We start from the raw sequence: 20,597 nt of genomic DNA, 5'->3' as shown, positions 1-20,597 counted from the left end.
GGGCCGGGCGCGCCCACGCGGCGGAGCCGCAGTTCCCACTCGGCCCCCGCGCCTAACGGACGCTCACCTTCCCTGCGTCGACCTCGAAGCGCCTCGTCGTCGTGACCGCGTTCAGCATCCGCCGGTCGTGGGTCACCAGGAGCAGCGTGCCCTGGTAGGACTCCAGCGCCGATTCGAGCTGTTCGATCGCCGGGAGGTCCAGGTGGTTCGTCGGCTCGTCCAGGACCAGGAGGTTGACGCCTCGGCCCTGGAGGAGGGCGAGGGCGGCGCGGGTGCGTTCGCCCGGTGAGAGGGTCGCGGCCGGGCGCAGCACGTGGTCGGCCTTGAGGCCGAACTTGGCCAGCAGCGTGCGCACTTCGGCCGGTTCGGTGTCGGGGACCGCGGCGCCGAACGCGTCGAGCAGGGTCTCCGGGCCGTGGAAGAGAGCGCGGGCCTGGTCGACCTCGCCGACCACGACGCCCGAGCCGAGCGTCGCGTGCCCCGCGTCGAGCGGGATCCGGCCGAGGAGCGCGGCCAGCAGGGTCGACTTGCCGGAGCCGTTGGCGCCGGTGATGGCGACACGGTCCGCCCAGTCGATCTGGAGCGTGACCGGCCCGAAGTGGAAGTCCCCGCGGCTCAGTTCGGCGTCGCGGAGCGAGGCCACCACGGCGCCGGAGCGCGGGGCCGCCGCGATCTCCATGCGCAGCTCCCACTCCTTGCGGGGCTCCTCGACGACGTCCAGGCGCTCGATCATCTTCTGCGTCTGACGGGCCTTCGCGGCCTGCTTCTCGCTGGACTCGCTGCGGAACTTGCGGCCGATCTTGTCGTTGTCGGTCGCCTTGCGCCGGGCGTTCTTGACGCCCTTGTCCATCCAGGAGCGCTGCATCTGGGCGCGGCCTTCGAGCGCCGACTTCTTGTCCGCGTACTCCTCGTACTCCTCGCGCGCGTGGCGGCGTGCGACGTCGCGCTCCTCCAGGTAGGCGTCGTAGCCGCCTCCGTAGAGGTTGATCTGCTGCTGGGCCAGGTCGAGTTCGAGGACCTTGGTGACGGTGCGGGTGAGGAACTCGCGGTCGTGGCTGACCACGACGGTGCCCGCGCGCAGGCCCCGTACGAACGCCTCCAGCTGCTCCAGGCCGTGCAGGTCCAGGTCGTTGGTGGGCTCGTCGAGGAGGAAGACGTCGTAGCGGGACAGGAGGAGGGAGGCGAGGCCCGCGCGGGCCGCCTGGCCCCCGGAGAGGGAGACCATCTCCTGGTCGAGGCCGACGCCCAGGCCGAGCTGGGCCGCGACCTCCTCGGCGCGCTCGTCGAGGTCGGCGCCGCCCAGGTTGAGCCAGCGCTCCAGGCTCACCGCGTACGCGTCGTCGGCGCCCGGCGCGCCGTCGACCAGGCCCTGGGTGGCCTCGTCCATGACGCGCTGGGCCTCGGCGACGCCGGTGCGGCGGGCGAGGAAGGCCCGGATCGTCTCGCCGGGGCGGCGCTCCGGCTCCTGCGGGAGGTGCCCGACGGTCGCGGTCGGCGGGGAGAGGTTGAGGTCGCCCTCCTCCGGGGTGTCGAGTCCGGCGAGCAGGCGCAGCAGGGTGGACTTCCCGGCTCCGTTGGCGCCGACGAGGCCGATCACGTCGCCGGGCGCGACGACGAGGTCGAGGCCGGCGAAGAGCGAGCGGTCACCGTGACCTGCGGCGAGGTTCTTGGCTACGAGGGTGGCAGTCATCAGGGCGTTGATCCTAATCGGCGTCGGCTTCAGTCGGCTTCAGTCGGCTTCATCGGCTTCCTCGGCTTCAGAGCAGGCCGGCGAGCTTGTAGAGCACCAAGGAGCCCGCGACGGCGATGTTCAGGCCGGCGCCGTGGCCGACCATCGGGGTCTCCACGCACTCGTCGAGGAGGTCCAGGGCTTCCGGCGGGCCGCTGCCGCGGCGCGGCTGTCTGTTCGTGGCCGAGGACGACGACCGTGCGTTCGCGGGCCGCGGGCAGGTCGGCGAGGCGGACGGCCTCGTCGGCGAGTTCGACGCCCACGATCCGGGCACCGCGCTCGCGCTGCTCGGTCAGCCGGCGCAGCGGGTCGCCGGTCCAGTGCGTGCAGAGCGGGCGGCGCAGCGTGTTGCCGCGCGCCACCGCCTCCGGCACCCAGGGGAAGCGCGGGACCGTCAGGCAGGCGCCGACCGCGTCGCAGGTGCGGGCGAGAGTGCCCAGGTTGGCGCCGTGCAACGGCCACAGCGGGGCCGCGTACAGGTGGTCCCAACAGGAGTGGGAGCGGCGGCCGCGGCGCAGTTCCGCGGCGCTGCGCGGCCGGATCCGCGGGCTCATCGCGCCATGGAGGCGCTCCTCCGGACTCGGGCAGAGTTCATCGTCGTACGGCGATCAGCGGCTCGCCGGGGCAGGTGAGAAGGACACGACAGGTCAGCGCGCCATCGGCGCCACCAGCACGCTCCCGGTGGTGCGCGCCACGAGGAAGGATTCCCCCTTGGTCGCCTTGTTGTCGAGCGAGATTCGGTGCTGCCCGGGGTCGAGGACGTCGTCGAAGACCTCGTGGGTGTGGGTGCGGTACAGGCGGTCGAGGCGGTAGGCGGTGAGCCGGACGCGGCAGGTGGAGGTGACTTCGAGTCCCGCTTCGCCGTCGGCGGCGACGAGCCGGGTCAGGCGGCGCTGCGGGGCGGGGCTGCGGTCGAGGGCGCTCTCGATCTGGGCGACGAGCAGCGGGATGATCGGGGCGAGTCCGTCGACGTAGGCGACGTCCGCGTCGGCGCGTTCGAACTCCCGTCGGGTGGCGGCGCGTTGGGCCGCGTCGACGGCGCGGCCGAAGGCGACCGCCCCGTAGCCGCGCAGTTCCTCGGACGGTACGCCGGTCGCGTCCTGGGTGATGTCGGCGCCGATGCCGATGGTGCGCAGGGCGGCGGCGAGTTTGGCGAGGACGGCGACGCGGGCACCGATGAGCAGCACCCGCCGCCCGGCACCGGGTTCGGCCTGCGGCGTGAGCAACTGGCCCAGCGCGGAGCGGTACTCGTCGCCGCGGAAGCGGAACGGGCCGATGCCGTGGTAGCCGTTGAGCTCCAGGTCGGCGTGGTCGTCGGTCTGCCAGGCGAAGTCGCGCCACACATAGTCGTCGCGGCCGTCGCCGGTCTTCTCGATGGTGGCGGTGACGGCTCCGCACTCCAGGCCCTCGCACTCGGGGCAGCCGTATATGACGTAGCGCCCCTCGGCGAGCGGCGCTTCGGCCTCCAGGAGGAGGCTCCTGACGTGGTCGGTGAAGATGGCGGGCGGGATGTCGGCGGCCAGTGGGGAGACCGCGTCGAGGTCGGAGAGCTGGAACAGCAGCGGGCGTCCGTCGACGATGAAGTCCACGAAGTCCCGGTGGACTTGGTAGTCACCGTTGGCCAGGACGCCCCCGGCTCGCATCGCCGGGGCCAGGCCGAAGGTCGCGTACTCGGCAGACATGATGTGAGTATCCCCACCCGACACCCGTGTTGAGCACGGCATGACACATTCCGCTACCGTCCGGGCGTGAACAGTGATGTGAGCGATGACGTGATCGTGGTCGGCGGCGGAGTCGTGGGGATGTCCACCGCCCTGGTCCTCGCGCGCCGCGGGCGGCGGGTCCGGGTGTGGTCGCGGGAGCCCGCAGAGCGGACCACCTCGGCCGTTGCGGGTGCGCTGTGGTGGCCGTACCGGATCGATCCGGTGGAGCAGGTCGGCCCGTGGTCGCTGCGGTCGCTGCGGCGGTACGAGGAGTGGGCAGCGCGCGCGGGCCGCCCGGAGGAGACCGGCGTACGCATGGTCGAGGGCGTACACGCGGGCACCCGGCTTGCCGGGCTCGGGGCGTGGGCCGGTGAGGTGGCGGGGCTGCGGGACGCGGACGCGGGGCTCGCGGCGCGCCTTCCCCTGATCGACATGCCGGTTCATCTGGCGTGGCTGCGCGGCGAGTTGGCGGCGGCGGGAGTGGCGGTCGAGGAACGGGCGGTGACGTCGTTGCGGGAGGTCACGGCGCCGGTCGTCGTGAACTGCACCGGGCTCGGGGCGCGGGAGCTGGTGCCGGACGCGTCGGTGCGGCCGGTGCGGGGGCAGTTGGTGGTCGTGGAGAACCCCGGCGTCCGTACCTGGTACACGGCCGCCGACGAGGCGTCGGACGCCACGACGTACTTCTTCCCGCAGCCGGGCGGGCGGCTGCTGCTCGGCGGGACGGCGCAGGAGGACGCGTGGTCCCTTGAGCCGGACCCGGCGACGGCCGAGGCGATCGTGCGGCGGTGCGCGGCGATCCGGCCCGAGATCGCGGGCGCACGCGTCCTGGGACACCGGGTGGGCCTGCGCCCGGCCCGCCCGGCGGTGCGCGTCGAGCGTGAAGTCGTAGGCCCCGGGCGGATATGGGTGCACAACTACGGCCACGGCGGGGCCGGGGTGACGGTGGCCTGGGGGTGCGCGGAGGAGGCGGCGAGGCTGGTGGAGGGCTGCTGACGGGCGGACAGCCACCCACCAGGGCTCAGCGGGGCTCAGCAGGCAGGCCCCGGCAAGGCTCGCTCATGGCAGCAAGCCGAAACCGAGCAGGACCGCCGCCTCGACCTTCACCGTGCCGGGGGTGAAGACCCCGTCGGACTCCGGGTCGCCGCCCATGCGGCCGCTGTGGCTGCGGACGCCCATCGACTCCGGGTCGACGTCCTGGATGTGCACCACGGGGCCGAGCCGGACCGCACACGCCTCGGCGTAGACCTCGGCCTTGCGGCGTGCGGCGGCGACGGCCCTGCGCCGCGCCTCGTCGCGCATGGCCGGTTTGTTCTCGACCTCGAAGAGCACGTCGTCGACGCGGTTGGCACCCGCCTCGACGGCGTCCTGGATCAGCTCCTCCAGACGGTCGAGGTCCCTGGTCAGCAGGGTGTACGTGGCCTCGCAGCGGTACCCGACGAAGGTCCGCTCGCCGCCGTACCCCGAGTGCTCGGTCCGCAGCGCGAGGCGCGATCCGGACACCTCGGCATCGGGTATCCGGTGGTCGCGCAGCACCCCTCTGAGCCGGGACACCGCGCCGCCCGCCTGCGCGAACGCCTCCTTGGGCGTCGGCGCGAGATGGTCGACGGCCAGCTTCAGGTGGGCCGTCACGGGCTCCGCCGACACACTGCCGGCACCGAAGACGCTCAGCCCCCAGGGCTCCTTGATCGCTGTCATGCGAGGATTCAAGCATCGGCGCGCGCCCCGCGACAGGGATTCGGGATCACGGCCCGGAGACGAGGATCCCGTCGATCGCCGTCGCCGTGTCGGCGGCCGTGAGCGTCGGCGCGAAGTCCCCCTCGCACCAGGTCCGGCCCCGGGCCACCCAGGCCGTCCGCAGCCCGAGCGCCCCCGCTCCCCCGATATCGGCGTGCGCCGAGTCCCCCACCATCCAGGCCGACTTCAGGGAACGCCCCGCCGCTGCCACCCGGAAGATCTCGGGCGCGGGCTTCTTGTGGCCGGCCGCCTCCGAGATCACCCAGCTGTCGACCAGGGTGTCGAGGCCGGTGCGGCGGATCTTCTCGGTCTGCTGAACGGTGCGGCCGTTGGTGACGACGACCGGGATCCAGCCGGCGGCGGCCGCCGCGAGCAGGGACGCGCGGACCGGGTCGGCGAGGGTCACCCGGTCCGCGGCGCCATGGTCGAGGACGGCCCGGATCGCGGCGGGCGGGACCCGGTCGGCGTACCGCCGGGTCATGGCCTCGGCGACGGCCGGGCGGGGCGTGTAACCGTCGGCGTCCAGGGCCATGAGCCGGGCCAGGTCCTCGGCGGGGAGGCCGTGGTCGGCCAGGAACGCCGCCATCGCGGCGCGGAACGCGGCGTCCCGGTCGATCAGCGTGTTGTCGAGATCCAGCAGGAGGAGGGGCATGGCCGGGAGTAGACCACGTCCGGTCCTGCCGGGGCTCAGGAGTTTCCGTGCTCCCCGATCGGGTCGCCTTCGGTCTCCAGGCTCTCGCCGGGGCCGATCCGGATCTCGAACTCGCCGCCGTACTTCTCGTGTCCGGCGACGACCGCCGCCTCCACGACCTCGATGCCCATGTCGCCGCGGACGATGAGCGGGTCCTGGCGCAGATCGCGCATCAGGGCCCAGCACATGCCGATCATCACCAGGGTGAAGGGGGCGGCGACGAGGATCGTGAGGTTCTGCAGGCCGGTGAGCGCGTTGTCGGAGCCGCCTCCGATGAGCAGCATCACCGCGGCCACCGCGCCGGTCACCACGCCCCAGAAGATGACGACGAACCGGCCGGGTTCGAGCGCGCCCTTCTGGGACAGCGTACCCATGACGATGGAGGCGGCGTCGGCGCCGGAGACGAAGAAGATGCCGACGAGGATCATCACGAGGATGCTGGTCGCCGTGGCCATCGGGAACTCGTGCAGAACGCCGAAGAGCTGGGCCTCCGGGGTGTCGGCGCCGCCGAGTTCACCGTGCTCCTTCATCTTCATCGCCGTACCGCCGAAGATCGCGAACCAGATCAGGCTGACCGTGGACGGGACCAGGATGACGCCGCCGACGAACTGGCGGATGGTGCGGCCGCGGCTGATGCGGGCGATGAACATGCCGACGAAGGGCGTCCAGGAGATCCACCACGCCCAGTAGAAGACCGTCCAGCTGCCGAGCCAGTCGGCGACGCCCTTGCCGCTGGACGCCTCGGTGCGGCCGATGAGTTGGGGCAGGTCGCCGAGGTAGGCGCCCAGCGAAGTGGGCAGCAGGTCGAGCACGACGATGGTGGGCCCGGCGATGAAGACGAAGACCGCGAGGATCAGCGCGAGCACCATGTTCGTGTTCGACAGCCACTGGATGCCCTTCTCGACGCCCGAGACGGCGGACGCGACGAAGGCGACGGTCAGGACGGCGATGATCACGACGAGCAGGGCGGTGCTCGCCTCGTCCATCCAGTCCAGGACCTCGAAGCCGGAGCCGATCTGCAGCGCGCCCAGACCGAGTGAGGCAGCCGAGCCGAACAGGGTCGCGAAGATGGCGATGATGTCGATGACGCGGCCCCAGGCGCCGTGCGCGCGGTCCTCTCCGATGAGCGGCACGAAGACGGAGGAGATGGTCTGGCGGCGGCGCCTGCGGAAGGTGGAGTAGGCGATGGCGAGGCCGACGACCGCGTAGATCGCCCAGGGGTGCAGGGTCCAGTGGAAGAGGGTGGTCGCCATGGCGGTCTCCATGGCTTCCGCGGAGTCCGCCGGGTCGGTGCCGGGCGGTGGCGTCGTGAAGTGCGCGAGGGGCTCGCTGACGCCGTAGAACATGAGGCCGATGCCCATGCCCGCACTGAACATCATGGCGACCCAGGAGACCGTGCGGAACTCCGGCTCCTCGCCCTCCTTGCCGAGGGTGATCTTCCCGTACCTGCTGATGGCGAGCCAGAGCGCGAAGACGACGAAGCCGGAGGCGGCGAGCATGAAGGCCCAACCACCGTTGTGGATCAGGCCGTTGAGGGCGCTGGTGGAGACGCTCTCCAGGTTGTCGGTGGCGACGGAGCCCCAGACCACGAAGGCCAGGGTGAGCACGGCGGTGACACCGAACACGATCCGGTCGGTGGCGGGGCTCCGGCCGCCGTCCGCTCCCTCCTGGGGCACGGGAGCGTCGGCGGGTGGTTGTTGAGGGTTTGTCACCCTTTACGGCCTACCACACCGAACGCTCCCGACCGCCCGTTCAGCAGCTGGTGTCGGGCTCCGCCTCCGTCAGGTGGTAGGGCGCGCGGGCATCGAGCAGCAGGGCGACGAGTGCCCGCTCGGACTGCCGCAGCGGCACGTACGCCCCGTCGCCGGCCTTCCGCACGGTGATGCCGTGCAGCGCCAACTCGTCCTGGTACTCGGCGTACTGGGCGGCGGTGAGGCGGTAGCCGCAGGGCGGGTCCTGGATGATCTCGGCGGGTTCGGCCGGGTCGTTGTCTGCGCCGCCCACATAGATCGGCCCCGAGTCGTGGAACCCGGCGGCGCGGGCCGCGGCCGTGGCGGCCTGGATCCGGCCCAGGCGTTCGCCGGTGAAGCGGAACAGGCCGCCGAGCGCGGCGAGTTGGGAGTCGCGGCGGCGCCGGTTGTTGAGCGACTCGTCGGCCGCCTCCTGCGGGGTGCCGGGGTCGACGCGGCTCTCGATCAGCAGGCCGAGGGCGTGCTTGACGCCGGACATGTTGCGCAGGATGCGCTCCTGGCCGTCGCCCGCGGTCTGCTTGACCGGGTCGCCGGTGACCGGGTCGGTCCAGATGCCGTACGTGCCGGTGGAGTACCCGGCGGCGTTGGCGGCCGGGCGGACGTACCCCTCGGAGAGCCGCTCGGCCTCGTCGTGCACGGCGTCCGCGGTGTTGAGGTTACGCGGCCAGAGGTCGAAGAGGTCCTTGTCGTAGTACTTCGGGGTGGCGCCGTACTCGTGCAGGTCGTAGATGATGTCGGGCCGCCGGTCGCGGATGACGGCCGCCATCGCGCGGGCCTCGGCGGTCTTGAGGGCGAGGTGGTCGCGGTTGATGTCGATCCCGTCGGAGTTTCCGCGGGTGTCGGCGGCCCGGCCGTCGGGGTTGGCGGTGGGCACGACCAGCAGGGTCGTGCGGGACAGGAACCGCTGGGTGGCCCGGTCCTTGGCGTGGGCGAGGTCGCGGATCTTCGTGAGGCAGGCCTCGCGTCCGGAGGGTTCGTCGCCGTGCTGGCTGCAGATGAGCAGCACGGTGGAGGCGGTGCGGTGCTCACCGATGCGGACCAGTTGGAGCGGGCGGCCCTGCTTGGTCGTGCCGATCCGGGAGACGGACACCCGGTCGGACGCCTTGTCGACGGCGGCGAGGAGTTCCTGCTCCTCGGGCTGGCTGGTCCAGCGGGCGCCGTTCGTCTGCTCGAAGCCGGTTCTGGGGAGCGTGGGCGTGGCTCTGGCGGGTGCGGTCACCACGAGGGGCGCGGCGAGCGCCACCGTGGTGACGGCGAGGGCGAGAACACGGTTGCGGGGGTTCATCGGTTGCTTGCCTCCCGGGTCGGGGCGGTCGGAGGTCCTTGGCCGACGAGGCTGTGCCGGTGTCCGCGACGCGACACGCAGGGCCCCGGGGGCGGTACGCGTGTCGCGTGAGTGTCGGCATGGGCGGAACGTACACGGGTCAACTGCCGTGCGACAGAGGGCCGTAGCGTGGAATGACAGGCGCGTGGGACGGAAAGGCGCATGTCGGCCGAATGGCGATCGTGTGACAGCTGCGGCCATGGACATGACTGGGGCGCCGGGTGCTGAATAGGGTCGCGAAAAGATCGATCCGCGTCCTGTGCCTACGACTTGGAGTTTCCGTGTACCGCAGACTCATCGCCCCCGGCGCGCTCGCCGCGGCACTGATGCTGGCGATCCCGGCATCGGCCGCCGACTTCCGGCCGGGTGCTCCGGGCATCGGTGATCCCTACTACCCGACGTACGGGAACGGCGGCTACGACGTCTCCCACTACGACCTGCGTCTGAAGTACCGGCCGACGACGGGCCTGCTGGAGGGCACGGCGACGATCCTCGCCACCTCCACCCAGGACCTCTCGCGGTTCGACCTCGACTTCGGGCTCACCGCGAGCGAGGTCCGGGTGAACGGCAAGAAGGCGACGTTCGCGGCGTCCGGCGTGCAGGAGCTGGAGGTGACGCCCGCGGCCGGGCTGCCGAAGGGCACGCCGTTCACGGTCGTCGTGAAGTACGCGGGCAAGCCGGCCGACGTCCAGCTGTGGGGCTTCACATCGCCCCAGCGCACCCCCGACGGCATCGTCTTCGCCAACGAGCCGGAGGAGGCGGCCTGGTGGTTCCCGTCCAACGACCACCCGCTGGACAAGGCCACGTACGACGTCTCGGTCGCCGTACCCGACGGCACCCAGGCGATCTCCAACGGCACGCTGCAGTCGCAGGTCCCGCAGGCCGGTGGCTGGACGCGCTTCAACTGGCGCTCCGCTCACCCCCAGGCGACGTATCTGGCGACGCTGGCGATCGGCAAGTTCGACATCACGACCGACAAGACGGCGGACGGCCTGCCCGTCATCAACGCCTACAGCAAGGATCTCGGCGCCAACGAGGGCGCCGCGAAGGCCAGCGTCGAGCGCACCACCGAGGTCGCCGAATGGCTGGAGTCGGTCTACGGCAAGTACCCCTTCGAGGCGCTCGGCGGCTATGTCCCGAACGTGCCCTCGCACTTCGCCCTGGAGACGCAGACCCGCCCCTTCTACTCGCCCGCGCAGTTCGCGAACGGTTCCAACGTGTCCGTCGTCGTGCACGAGCTGGCGCACCAGTGGTACGGCGACAGCGTCTCCGTGCGCGGCTGGAAGGACATCTGGATCAACGAGGGCTTCGCCCGGTACAGCCAGTGGCTGTGGTCCGAGAAGGAGGGCGAGGGCACGGCCCAGGAACTCGCCGACTACGCGTACGCGCAGCACCCGGCGGACGACGCCTTCTGGACCGTGAAGCCGGGTGACCCGGGGGCCGAGAACCAGTTCGCCTCGGCCGTGTACGACCGCGGCGCGATGGCGATCCAGGCGCTGCGCAACGCGGTCGGCGACAAGAAGTTCTTCGCGATCCTCAAGGGGTGGCCGCAGGCGCACGCGTACGGGAACGCGCAGGTCTCCGACTTCGTGTCGTACGCGGAGAAGATCTCCGGCAAGCAGCTGGACTCGCTGTTCGACACCTGGCTGTACCAGCCGGAGCGTCCCGCGACCACGGCGCTGCGCTCCGCCGCGGTGGCGGCCCCCCAGCAGCCCCGGTCGTGGAAGGCGATCGCGGCGACCAACGGGGTGCACGCGGAGCGCTGACGCGGCTGCCGGGCGCTGTGGCCGGGCGGGGTCGGCGCCTCACCGGTGCGGGGCCGCCGCCCGGGCCCGCCGGGCGTACGGGAGGTAGCGCAGGCGCTCCGGGAGGCGTGGTACCAGCCATCGCACGAGTACCGCCCACCGGCGCAGCCTGCGCTCCTGGCGCTCGGTCCACGGCAGGCCGAGCGCCGACCTGGCCTCGGGCGGCAGCAGACCGATCGACAGGAACCTCAGGGTCCGGGCCAGCGCGGGACGGAGTACGGGCCACAGCAGTCCGAGCACTCGGTGGCCCGGGGGTGCCGGGATCGCGCGGTGGGCCGAGGTCAGTTCGTCGACCACCGTGTTCCGCCCGATCTCGTCGGCGAGCACCTTGTCGTAGTACGGCCGGAACTCCTGGACCGTCTGCGGCATGTCCCGGTCGTGGATGCCGAGGATCCGGCCGACCATCAGCCACTCCGCGTAGAACCGCTCGTCCTCTTCCTGGGTGAAGGGGCGGGCGAAGTAGCGGCGGGCGTAGCGCGCGACGGGGTAGCCGGTGGCGTGCACCCAGGCGTAGGAGGCCGGGGTGAGCGCGTGGTAGCGGCGGCCGTGCGGGTCGGTGCCGCGGATGTCCCGGTGGATCCGGCGCAGGCGGCGGCCCTCCTCGGCGGCGTCCGCTCCCCCGTAGACCCAGAGCAGGACCGAGGTCAGCGAGCGCTCGCCGCGCCCCCAGGGGTCGGTGCGGAACACGGAGTGGTCGTCGACCCCGGCGCCGACGGCGGGGTGGGCCACCTGGAGGACGAACGCGGCGGGCAGCGCGAGGAGGGAGCGGATGTCACCCGCGGTCTCCCAGAGGACGCCGCCGGGCGGGGGCGGCGGCGGGTCCGGGTCGTGCTGTTTCATGCCGCTGCCGCTTCCTGCCGGGTGCCGGGTGCCGGGACGGACGGTGTGTGTGAGGCACACGATGTCCATGTCCCAGTATGCGGCGGATGCCCGGAGCGGTCAGAGCTCGCCCCCGTACCGCTTGGCCAGGTCCGAGGCGAGTTCCGAGATGCAGGTGCACAGGTCCGTCACGGCCGCGGCGTGAACGGGGTCGGCCGGAGCGGAGGGGGTGGAGTGCGTCGGCACGACCGGCACCCGGTAGGACTCCGACGGGGTCGGCGGGGCCGGCGCGGCGGGGGCCTGTGCACCCGCGGGGCGGGGGCGGCGCCGGCGCACCGAGCTGACCAGCACCGTCGTCAACAGGCTGGCGAACAGCGCCAGTTGTCCCGTCCTGACGTGGATGTCCCAGGGAACCAAGGCCATGCCTGTGTCCTACCCGGGTGTCACACGTCGCCAACGCACGGCCCTCCTGGCCCCGTTGCCCGGCCGGATTCAGCCGTCGTGGTCGTACACCGTCACCGGTATCCCCCGGGCCACGATCCGCTCGGCTATCAGCGGCTCGATCCGTGACCACGTCCCGCCGGCGAGGCCGCAGCCGATGCGCGGCATGTGGACGGAGGCGCCCAGCTCGGCGGCCCGGCCCGCGACGGCCGTGAGGCCCTCGGCGATCGCCTCGTAGCGCACCGGAACACCCTTGCTGCCGGTGCGGATGCCGCGCTGACCCACGAGATTGGCCACCCATAGGTACGGCTCGACCTGGACGAACTGGGCGGCGCCGAGTCCGAAGTCGTTCTTCGCGCGCTCGCGGTGCCAGCGGCGGTAGGCCCGCTCGGGCTCGGCCCAACGGTGGGAGAGAGCAAGCACAAATCCTTTGCCCCAGCCCCCGATGTCGTTGCAGACATGGACGATCAGGCGCGCTCCCTTGCCCAACGGCGCGGTGGCGTCACCTCGGACATACGTGATCTCCGACATGACGCCACCGTAGGGGCCAGCACTGACAACGGGCCGTGCGCGCACGCACGGCCCGTCAGGTCACTCGCTCTTCGTGAGCTGCGCCGCCTGCTCGGCGGCCTTGCGCTCGATGTTCTTGCGGGCGCGGAACCAGCCGGCGACGAGCAGCAGCGCGATCACCGGGATCAGGCTGAGCGTCTTGCGGCCGGTCTCCGCGTCGTTCCACATGAGGCCGAGGACCAGGAGCAGGAAGACGATCGTGACGATCTCGGTCACCGGGGACCAGGGCAGCCGGAACGACGGCCGCTGGACCACGCCCTCCTTGGCCTTACGGACGAACGCCAGGTGGGCGACCATGATCATGATCCAGGTGCCGATGATGCCGATGGACGAGACCTCGATGACGATCTCGAAGGCGTCGGCGGGCAGCAGGTAGTTCAGGCCCACACCGAGCACGCCGACACCGGCCGTGAGCAGGATGCCGCCGTAGGGGACCTGGCTGCGGTTCATCACGGAGGTGAACTTCGGGGCGGAGCCCGTCATCGCCATGGAGCGCAGGATGCGGCCGGTGGAGTAGAGGCCGGAGTTCAGCGACGACATGGCGGCGGTCAGCACGACCAGGTTGACGATGTCGCCGATGCCGCCGACCCCCAGCTTCGAGAAGAGGGTGACGAACGGGCTCTCGCCGGACTTGTACGTCGACGCGGGCAGCAGCAGGGCGAGCAGCAGCACCGAGCCGCAGTAGAAGAGGCCGACGCGCCACATGATCGAGTTCACCGCGCGCGGGACGATCTTCTCGGGCTCGGCGGTCTCGCCCGCCGCGACGCCGACCAGTTCCAGGGCCGCGTACGCGAAGACGACGCCCTGCATCACGAGGATCACCGACATGGTGCCGCTGGGCATCCAGCCGCCGTGCTCGGTGATCATGTGCAGTCCTGGTGTCTGCCCGTCGATCGGGTGCTGCGTGGCGACCAGGAAGATGCCCACGAAGAGGAAGGCGACCAGCGTCGCCACCTTGATGATCGCGAACCAGAACTCCATCTCGCCGAAGTACTTCACCGAGACGAGGTTGACGGAGAGCACGACCGCGAGGGCGATCAGCGCAAGGACCCACTGCGGGACCGTGGTGAAGGCGCTCCAGTACTGGGTGTACAGGGCGATGGCGGTGATGTCCGCGATGCCCGTCATCGACCAGTTGAGGAAGTACATCCAACCGGCGACGTACGCGCCCTTCTCGCCGAGGAACTCGCGCGCGTACGACACGAAGGAGCCGGAGGAGGGCCGGTAGACGACCATCTCACCGAGCGCGCGCACGACGAAGTACGCGAAGATTCCGCAGATCAGGTACGCGAAGACCAGCGCGGGGCCCGCGTCGTGCAGTCGGCCGCCCGCACCGAGGAAGAGTCCGGTGCCGATCGCGCCGCCGATCGCGATCATGTTGACGTGGCGGCTCTTGAGGCTCTTGCTGTAACCGGCGTCGCCCGCATCGACGGGCGCCTGGGGCGCATCCGTGCGGGATGCGTCCACGGCCGTGTTGACGGCGTCCTTGCTCACGTGGGGGTGTCCACTCTGTGGTGCCCGGGGACGTGGGGTCCCCGGGGTCCGGATGTGCTCCGGCCCGCGACACCCCTGACAGTGCGCGGACCGACTGTGCACCTTCCCCCAGAGATCACCGGGAATGCGGTGGCAGAGATCACATAGCGGTTCTTCTCACATAGCGAGAACGCATCTTGTGAACCTCGCCGACCAGGCGTATTAGCGCGCGGGCGGGGTGTAGAGCGCGTCGATCTCGGCCGCGTACCGCTCCCTGACCACCGCGCGGCGCAGCTTCAGCGAGGGGGTCAACTCCCCCGATTCCGGGCCCCATTCGCCGTCCAGGACCCGGTACCGCTTGATCTGTTCGGTGCGGTTGAGGCGGGAGTTGGCGGTCGCCACGGCGTGGGCGATCTCCTCCTGGACGGCCGGGTGGTCGGCGAGCGGGCCCTCGGCCCCGATGCCGTGCGCCGTCGCCCACGCGGGAGCCGTCTCCGGGTCGAGCACCAGCAGTGCCACGAGATAGGAGCGGCCGTCGCCGTGCGCGAAGGCCTGGCCGATGAGCGGGTGTTCCTTGAGGGTGTTCTCGACGAGCGCGGGCGAGACGTTCTTGCCCGTGGACGTCACGATCATTTCCTTCTTGCGGTCGGTCAGCCAGAGGTAGCCGTCGTCGTCGAGCCGCCCGATGTCGCCGGTCGGGAACCAGCCGTCCGCGTCGCGCGCCGGTTCCACTCCCCCGTCGGCGCGCAGGTAGCCGTCGAAGACGGTCGCCCCGCGCACGAGGATCTCGCCGTCGTCGGCGATCCGCAGCTCCACCCCCTCGATGGGCCGCCCGACCGAGCCGAGCCGGAACGCCGCCGGGTGGTTCGTGGTGGCCACCCCGGTCGTCTCCGAGAGCCCCCAGGCGTCCATGATCGCGAGGCCGAATCCGGCCCAGAACCGTACGACGTCCAGCGGCATCGGCGCCGAGGCGCCGGCCGTCCACACGAGGCGGTCGAATCCGGCGAGCGCCAGGATCGGGTCGAGGACGTTCTTCCTCGCCTTCCGGTACGCGATGTCGAGCGCCGGGTCCGGCTCTTCGCCGCGCTCGCGGCAGCGGACCCGGGCGCGGGCGGTCTCGTTGGCGTCCGCGATCGCCCGCTGCTGTTCCTCCGGGAGCCGGGAGATCGCCGCCCGCAGCGCCGCCGCCAGCTTCTCCCACACCCGGGGAACGCCGAAGAACTGCGCGGGGTGCAGCTCGCGCACGGTCGCCGCGACCGCCGCCGGGTCGGGGCACAGCCGCACGTGGGAGGCGCGGAACACGGAGAGGTAGATGCCGAGCATCCGTTCCGCGATGTGCGCGAAGGGGAGGTAGCAGATGTGCTCGACGTGGTCGGGCAGATCGACGACGGCGTCCAGGGCCACGGCGTTGAGCACGACGTTGCGGTGGGTGATGCGCACGCCCTTCGGGTCGCCGGTGGTCCCGGACGTGTAGACGACGGTGAGCGGGTCGGTCGGCGCGCACTCCCGCCAGGTCTTGTCGAAGGCGTCCGGGTTGTAGAGCCGGGCGCCCGACGCGTGCAGCGAGCCGTAGGTGCGGTGGTCGCCCGCGGCGGCCGCCTCCACGACGACCAGCCGCTCCAGCGGGAGGTCCGGGTCCACCGTCAGCGGCGCCCACAGCGCGACTTCGCGGGCGCCCTCGACGAGGGCGAAGCGGGCGCGGCTGTGCCGGGCGATGTGCGCGATCTGCTGCGGGGACGCGGTGCTGTAGACGGTGACCGGCACCGCCCCGATGTGGGTGAGGGCGAGATCGCTCAGCCAGTGCTCGGGCCGGTTGCCCATCATCATCAGGACGTGCTCGCCGCGCCGCACACCGAGCGCCGCGTACCCGGCGGCCAGGACGCCCACCGTGCGGCGCACCTCGCGCCAGGTGCGGGTCGTCCACGGTGCGGCGGGTCCGGCGCGCCAGGACAGCGCGGGACGTTCGGGATGGTCCTCGGCGTTGCGGTGGAGCAGCGCGGGAAGGGTGAGCGCGGCAGGCTCGTCGGGGAGTCGCAGGATCGTGGTCATGACCGCCTCCTGTCGCCGTGGGCTGCGCCGGAGACTTTCACAACATCGGTGTGTCAGCAATACTGTTGAACCCGATTGGTACGGGGCAGGGACCGGCACACGTACGGGCGAGGCGGCGAGGCGGACATGACGACGGACATCGAGAACCGTGGGGACGCCGACGCGGCCCGCACCCCCACGCTGACCGTCGACGAACTGGCGGCCCGCGCCGGGGTCACCGTCCGCACCATCCGCTTCTACAGCACGCGCGGTCTGCTGCCGCCGCCGGTGATCGGCCCACGTCGGGTCGGCCACTACGGGCAGGACCATCTGGCACGGCTCGCGCTGATCGAGGAGTTGCAGCACCAGGGCATGACACTGGCCGCGATCGAGCGGTACCTGGAGCAGCTGCCGGCGGGGCTGAGCCCGCACGAGCTGGCCATCCACCGTGCGGTGGTGGCGAGTTGGGCACCGGAGACCGTCGAGAAGCTGACCCGGCACGAGCTGGACGGGCGTGCGGGGCGCGCCCTGTCGGACGAGGACGTGGCCCGGCTCGCGGCGATGGGGGTCGTGGAGCGGGACGGCGACGAGGCGGTCCGCTGCGACGCGGGGCTGCTCCGGCTCGGAGTCCAACTCCTCGACGTACCGCTGTCGTTGGACGCGATCGTGGCCGCGCGCGAGGTGCTGGTCGAGCACTCGGTGGCCGCCGCGCACGAGCTGGCCCGGGTGTTCCAGGGCGAGGTGGCCGAGCGCGCGGCGCAGGACGTGAAGTCGCTGTCCGCGCACATGCAGCCGCTCGTGGTCCAGGCGCTGCTGACCACGTTCCAGCGCTCGCTGCGCGAGGCCCTCGCCGACGTGCTGCCCCCGCGCGAGTGAGCCGGGCCGGGACCGCCCCGCGTGGGGTGGTCCCGGCCCGTCCCGATCAGGCGGCGTCGGTGAACGTCTCGCCGTTCTCGGCCTTCGTCACCAGCAGCGCCGGCGGCAGGAAGCGGTCGCCGTAGCGGTCGGCCAGCTCCCGGGCGCGGGCTACGAAGCCGGGCAGGCCGCCCTCGTAGCCGTTGATGTACTGCAGGACGCCGCCCGTCCAGCCGGGGAAGCCGATCCCGAAGATGGAGCCGATGTTGGCGTCGGCGACGGAGGTCAGGACGCCCTCCTCAAGCAGCCGTACGGTGTCGAGCGCCTCGGAGAAGAGCATGCGCTCCTGCATGTCCCGGAAGGGGATCTCCGTGCCCGGCTTGGTGAAGTGCTCGCGCAGCCCCGGCCACAGGGCGCCGCGCCTGCCGTCCTCGCCGTACTCGTAGAACCCGGCGCCGCCGCTGCGCCCGGTGCGCCCGAACTCGTCGACCATGCGGTCGATGACGGCCTCCGACGGGTGCTCGGTCCAGGTGCCGCCCGCCGCCTCGACGGCAGCCCGCGTCTCCTTGCGGATCTTGCGGGGCAGGGTGAGGGTGAGTTCGTCCATCAGGGAGAGCACCTTGGCCGGGTAGCCGGCCTGGCCCGCCGCCTGCTCGACCGACGCGGGCTCGATGCCCTCGCCGACCATGGCGACGCCCTCGTTGATGAAGTGGCCGATGACGCGGGACGTGAAGAAGCCGCGGCTGTCGTTGACGACGATCGGCGTCTTGTTGATCTGACGGACCAGGTCGAAGGCGCGGGCCAGCGCCTCGGCACCGGTGCGCTCGCCCTTGATGATCTCCACCAGCGGCATCTTGTCGACCGGCGAGAAGAAGTGCAGACCGATGAAGTCGGCCTGCCGCTCGACGCCCTCGGCGAGGACCGTGATGGGCAAGGTCGAGGTGTTGGAGCACAGCAGCGCGTCGGGCTCGACGATGTCCTGGATCTCCTGGAACACCTTGTGCTTGAGCGCCGGGTCCTCGAAGACGGCCTCGATGACGGCGTCGCAGCCGGCCACGTCCTGCGGGTCGGCGGTCGGGGTGATGCGGGCCAGCAGCGCGTCCGCCTTCTCCTGCGTGGTGCGGCCCCGCTGCACGGCCTTCGCGCAGAGCTTCTCGGAGTAGCCCTTGCCCTTGGCCGCGGACTCGGCCGACACGTCCTTGAGGACGACCTCGATGCCGGCGCGGGCGCAGGAGTAGGCGATGCCCGCGCCCATCATGCCCGCGCCGAGGACGGCGACCTTGCGCACCTTGCGCGGCTCGATGCCCTGGGGGCGGTTGGCGCCGGAGTTGACGGCCTGGAGGTCGAAGAAGAACGCCTGGATCATGTTCTTCGCGGTCTGCCCGGTGACCAGCTCGGTGAAATACCGGGCCTCGATGGTCAGGGCCGTCGCGAAGTCGACCTGGGAGCCCTCGACGGCGGCCGCGAGGATGTTACGAGGAGCAGGGTAGGGAGCGCCGCCCAGCTGCTTCTTGAGGTTGGCCGGGAACGCCGGGAGGTTCGCGGCGAACTTGGGGTTGGCCGGAGTGCCGCCGGGGATCCGGTAGCCGGGCTTGTCCCAGGGCTGCTGCGACTCGGGGTTCGCGTCGATGAAGGCGCGGGCCTTGTCGAGCATCTCCTCGCGGGTGGCGGCCACTTCGTGGACGAGCCCGTTCTCCAGGGCGCGCCGCGGGGTGTACTGGGTGCCCTGGAGCAGCACCTTGAGGAGGGCGTCGGCGATCCCCATGAGGCGGACGGTGCGGGTGACGCCGCCGCCGGCCGGGAGCAGGCCCAGGGTGACCTCGGGCAGGCCGATCTTGGAGCCGGGCGCGTCGAGGGCGATGCGGTGGTGGCTGGCCAGGGCGATCTCGTAACCGCCGCCCAGGGCAGCGCCGTTGATCGCCGCGACGACCGGCTTGCCGAGGGTCTCGATGCGGCGCAGGGAGTTCTTGATGCCGGTGCCGGTCTCGAAGACGGCCTGGGCGTCCTCCGGGCCGGCCTTCATCATGTCCTTGAGGTCACCGCCCGCGAAGAAGGTCTTCTTGGCGGAGGTGTAGATGATGCCGCGGATCGAGTCCCGCTCGGCCTCGGCGCGGTCCGCGATCGCGGCGATGGAGTCCTTGAACGCCTGGTTCATGGTGTTCGCGGACTGGTGGGGGTCGTCGAGGACGAGGGTGACGATGCCGGTGTCGTCCTGTTCCCAGCGGATGGTGGTGCTGGCGGTCATGTGTGTCTCCGTGAGGTGAAGTCCGGTGCGGCTACTGGGGAGGGTGGGTGCGGTTTCGTCGCCGGGTGCGGGTCGGTGCGGGCTGGTCGCGCAGTTCCCCGCGCCCCTGAGATGCGCACTTCGTGCGGCATCTCATCGGGGAAATGCGGCGCGAAGCGCCTGCATTTCAGGGGCGCGGGGAACTGCGCGAGAAGCCCCACCGACCCGCGGCCGACTACACCCGCTCCACGATCGTGGCGATGCCCATCCCACCGCCGACGCACAACGTGGCCAGCCCGTACCGGAGGTCACGCCGCTCCAGTTCATCGACGAGCGTGCCCAGAATCATCGCCCCGGTGGCGCCCAACGGATGCCCCAGCGCGATCGCGCCCCCGTTGACGTTCACCTTGTCGAGGCTCAGCCCCATGTCCCGTACGAAGCGGAGCACCACCGCCGCGAAGGCCTCGTTGATCTCGACGAGGTCGATGTCGTCGATGGTCAGACCGGCCTTGGCGAGCGCCTTGCGGGTCGCGGGCGCGGGCCCGGTCAGCATGATGGTCGGCTCGGAGCCGGAGACGGCCGCGGCGACGATGCGGGCGCGCGGCGTGAGGCCGTGACGCTCGCCGACCTCCCGGTTCCCGATGGCGACGAGCGAGGCGCCGTCGACGATGCCGGAGGAGTTGCCCGCGTGGTGGACGTGGTCGATCTTCTCGACCCAGTGGTACTTCTGCAGCGCGACCGCGTCGAACCCGCCGAGGTCACCGATGTCCGCGAACGACGGCTTGAGCTTGGCGAGGGAGTCCGCGGTCGTCCCCGGGCGCAGGAACTCGTCGTGGTCGAGGACGGTCAAACCGCTGCGGTCCTTGACCGGGACGACCGAGCGCGTGAACCGGCCGTCCTTGACCGCGGCGGCGGCCCGCTCCTGCGACAGCGCCGCGTACTCGTCGACGTCGCGCCGCGAGAACCCCTCGATGGTGGCGATGAGGTCGGCGCCGATGCCCTGCGGCACGAACCCGGTGTCGAAGTTCGTCATCGGGTCGGCGAACCAGGCACCGCCGTCGGAGGCCATCGGCACCCGCGACATGGACTCGACACCACCGGCGAGGACGAGGTCCTCCCAGCCCGAACGGACCTTCATCGCGGCCAGGTTGACGGCCTCCAGGCCCGACGCACAGAAGCGGTTCTCCTGCACGCCCGCGACCGTGTCCGGCAGCCCGGCCGCGATGGCGGCGATGCGGGCGATGTCGGATCCCTGGTCGCCGACCGGGCCGACGACACCGAGGACGATGTCGTCGATGGCGGCGGGGTCGAGCCCGGGGAAGCGGGCCCTGATCTCGTGGATCAGGCCGACCACCAGGTCGATCGGCTTGGTGCCGTGCAGGGAGCCGGTGGCCTTGCCCCGGCCGCGCGGGGTGCGGATCGCGTCGTAGACGTACGCGTCTGTGGTCAC

General features: G+C 71.5%; 17 protein-coding genes. 3 read left to right on the top strand and 14 right to left on the bottom strand.

The window, feature by feature from the left end; translation table 11 throughout:
* Positions 1-52: 52 nt before the first annotated feature.
* From J3486_RS00205 to J3486_RS00195, 3 genes are all read right to left on the bottom strand, one after another.
* A complete protein-coding gene (locus tag J3486_RS00205) occupies positions 53-1,690 on the bottom strand; it encodes an ABC-F family ATP-binding cassette domain-containing protein (protein WP_207817845.1) in 1,638 nt (545 codons plus the stop codon).
* A gap of 29 nt (positions 1,691-1,719) precedes the next feature.
* Positions 1,720-2,283, bottom strand: a complete 564-nt coding sequence (locus J3486_RS00200; protein WP_229377287.1) for a hypothetical protein — start codon at positions 2,281-2,283, stop codon at positions 1,720-1,722.
* Between the two features lie 93 nt (positions 2,284-2,376).
* Positions 2,377-3,411 carry an oxidoreductase gene (locus tag J3486_RS00195; RefSeq protein WP_207817844.1) on the bottom strand — a complete coding sequence of 345 codons (1,035 nt, stop codon included), beginning with the start codon at positions 3,409-3,411 and terminating at the stop codon, positions 2,377-2,379.
* A gap of 120 nt (positions 3,412-3,531) precedes the next feature.
* Between J3486_RS00195 and J3486_RS00190 the strand changes: the two genes are divergently transcribed.
* Positions 3,532-4,425, top strand: a complete 894-nt coding sequence (locus J3486_RS00190) for an FAD-dependent oxidoreductase (RefSeq protein ID WP_229377453.1) — start codon at positions 3,532-3,534, stop codon at positions 4,423-4,425.
* A gap of 63 nt (positions 4,426-4,488) precedes the next feature.
* Here the strand turns inward: J3486_RS00190 and J3486_RS00185 are convergent, their stop codons facing one another.
* The 4 genes from J3486_RS00185 to J3486_RS00170 form a co-directional block, all read right to left on the bottom strand.
* Entirely contained in the window at positions 4,489-5,127 is a 639-nt protein-coding gene (locus tag J3486_RS00185; protein WP_207817843.1) for an SIMPL domain-containing protein, read from the bottom strand.
* Positions 5,128-5,173: 46 nt separating this feature from the next.
* Positions 5,174-5,818: an HAD family hydrolase gene (locus J3486_RS00180; protein WP_207817842.1), complete on the bottom strand. Its 645-nt coding sequence runs from the start codon at positions 5,816-5,818 to the stop codon at positions 5,174-5,176.
* A gap of 35 nt (positions 5,819-5,853) precedes the next feature.
* Positions 5,854-7,533 carry a BCCT family transporter gene (locus J3486_RS00175; RefSeq protein ID WP_207817841.1) on the bottom strand — a complete coding sequence of 560 codons (1,680 nt, stop codon included), beginning with the start codon at positions 7,531-7,533 and terminating at the stop codon, positions 5,854-5,856.
* A 76-nt stretch (positions 7,534-7,609) separates the two neighbouring features.
* Positions 7,610-8,893, bottom strand: coding sequence for a M14 family metallocarboxypeptidase (locus J3486_RS00170; protein WP_207817840.1), 1,284 nt, complete (start codon positions 8,891-8,893; stop codon positions 7,610-7,612).
* Between the two features lie 320 nt (positions 8,894-9,213).
* Between J3486_RS00170 and J3486_RS00165 the strand changes: the two genes are divergently transcribed.
* Entirely contained in the window at positions 9,214-10,698 is a 1,485-nt protein-coding gene (locus J3486_RS00165) for a M1 family metallopeptidase (RefSeq protein ID WP_207817839.1), read from the top strand.
* A 39-nt stretch (positions 10,699-10,737) separates the two neighbouring features.
* Here J3486_RS00165 and J3486_RS00160 read toward each other — a convergent pair whose 3' ends face one another.
* The 5 genes from J3486_RS00160 to J3486_RS00140 all read right to left on the bottom strand — a co-directional run bounded on the left by J3486_RS00160 (position 10,738) and on the right by J3486_RS00140 (position 16,089).
* Positions 10,738-11,577 (bottom strand): oxygenase MpaB family protein, encoded by an 840-nt coding sequence (locus J3486_RS00160; RefSeq protein WP_207817838.1) that lies wholly within the window; start codon positions 11,575-11,577, stop codon positions 10,738-10,740.
* Between the two features lie 99 nt (positions 11,578-11,676).
* On the bottom strand, positions 11,677-11,979 hold the full coding sequence (locus tag J3486_RS00155; protein WP_207817837.1) for a hypothetical protein: 303 nt from the start codon (positions 11,977-11,979) through the stop codon (positions 11,677-11,679).
* Positions 11,980-12,048: 69 nt separating this feature from the next.
* Entirely contained in the window at positions 12,049-12,528 is a 480-nt protein-coding gene (locus tag J3486_RS00150; RefSeq protein ID WP_207817836.1) for a macro domain-containing protein, read from the bottom strand.
* 60 nt (positions 12,529-12,588) lie between these two features.
* Entirely contained in the window at positions 12,589-14,061 is a 1,473-nt protein-coding gene (locus J3486_RS00145) for an amino acid permease (protein WP_207817835.1), read from the bottom strand.
* Positions 14,062-14,262: 201 nt separating this feature from the next.
* Positions 14,263-16,089 carry a long-chain fatty acid--CoA ligase gene (locus tag J3486_RS00140; RefSeq protein WP_207817834.1) on the bottom strand — a complete coding sequence of 609 codons (1,827 nt, stop codon included), beginning with the start codon at positions 16,087-16,089 and terminating at the stop codon, positions 14,263-14,265.
* Between the two features lie 126 nt (positions 16,090-16,215).
* On the opposite strand from J3486_RS00140, the gene J3486_RS00135 reads away from it, so the two are divergent.
* On the top strand, positions 16,216-16,944 hold the full coding sequence (locus J3486_RS00135; protein ID WP_207817833.1) for a MerR family transcriptional regulator: 729 nt from the start codon (positions 16,216-16,218) through the stop codon (positions 16,942-16,944).
* Positions 16,945-16,990: 46 nt separating this feature from the next.
* Here J3486_RS00135 and J3486_RS00130 read toward each other — a convergent pair whose 3' ends face one another.
* Positions 16,991-19,168, bottom strand: a complete 2,178-nt coding sequence (locus tag J3486_RS00130) for a 3-hydroxyacyl-CoA dehydrogenase NAD-binding domain-containing protein (protein WP_207817832.1) — start codon at positions 19,166-19,168, stop codon at positions 16,991-16,993.
* A 214-nt stretch (positions 19,169-19,382) separates the two neighbouring features.
* Complete coding sequence (locus J3486_RS00125; protein WP_207817831.1) at positions 19,383-20,597, bottom strand: acetyl-CoA C-acetyltransferase; 1,215 nt, start codon at positions 20,595-20,597, stop codon at positions 19,383-19,385.

The sequence above is a fragment of the Streptomyces sp. VRA16 Mangrove soil genome (assembly GCF_017377775.1).
Lineage (GTDB): Bacteria > Actinomycetota > Actinomycetes > Streptomycetales > Streptomycetaceae > Streptomyces.
The sequence above is the reverse complement of the archived record's forward strand: the minus strand, read 5'-3'. Positions and strand labels throughout refer to the sequence as shown.

Bases quoted from the DNA above. Each gene is read 5' to 3' on its own strand.
- J3486_RS00140 (WP_207817834.1), bottom strand. From the start codon at position 16,089: ATGACCACGATCCTGCGACTCCCCGACGAGCCTGCCGCGCTCACCCTT.
- J3486_RS00160 (WP_207817838.1), bottom strand. From the start codon at position 11,577: ATGAAACAGCACGACCCGGACCCGCCGCCGCCCCCGCCCGGCGGCGTC.
- J3486_RS00135 (WP_207817833.1), top strand. From the start codon at position 16,216: ATGACGACGGACATCGAGAACCGTGGGGACGCCGACGCGGCCCGCACC.
- J3486_RS00195 (WP_207817844.1), bottom strand. From the start codon at position 3,411: ATGTCTGCCGAGTACGCGACCTTCGGCCTGGCCCCGGCGATGCGAGCC.
- J3486_RS00185 (WP_207817843.1), bottom strand. From the start codon at position 5,127: ATGACAGCGATCAAGGAGCCCTGGGGGCTGAGCGTCTTCGGTGCCGGC.
- J3486_RS00200 (WP_229377287.1), bottom strand. From the start codon at position 2,283: ATGAGCCCGCGGATCCGGCCGCGCAGCGCCGCGGAACTGCGCCGCGGC.
- J3486_RS00170 (WP_207817840.1), bottom strand. From the start codon at position 8,893: ATGAACCCCCGCAACCGTGTTCTCGCCCTCGCCGTCACCACGGTGGCG.
- J3486_RS00150 (WP_207817836.1), bottom strand. From the start codon at position 12,528: ATGTCGGAGATCACGTATGTCCGAGGTGACGCCACCGCGCCGTTGGGC.
- J3486_RS00190 (WP_229377453.1), top strand. From the start codon at position 3,532: ATGTCCACCGCCCTGGTCCTCGCGCGCCGCGGGCGGCGGGTCCGGGTG.
- J3486_RS00155 (WP_207817837.1), bottom strand. From the start codon at position 11,979: ATGGCCTTGGTTCCCTGGGACATCCACGTCAGGACGGGACAACTGGCG.
- J3486_RS00205 (WP_207817845.1), bottom strand. From the start codon at position 1,690: ATGACTGCCACCCTCGTAGCCAAGAACCTCGCCGCAGGTCACGGTGAC.
- J3486_RS00130 (WP_207817832.1), bottom strand. From the start codon at position 19,168: ATGACCGCCAGCACCACCATCCGCTGGGAACAGGACGACACCGGCATC.
- J3486_RS00180 (WP_207817842.1), bottom strand. From the start codon at position 5,818: ATGCCCCTCCTCCTGCTGGATCTCGACAACACGCTGATCGACCGGGAC.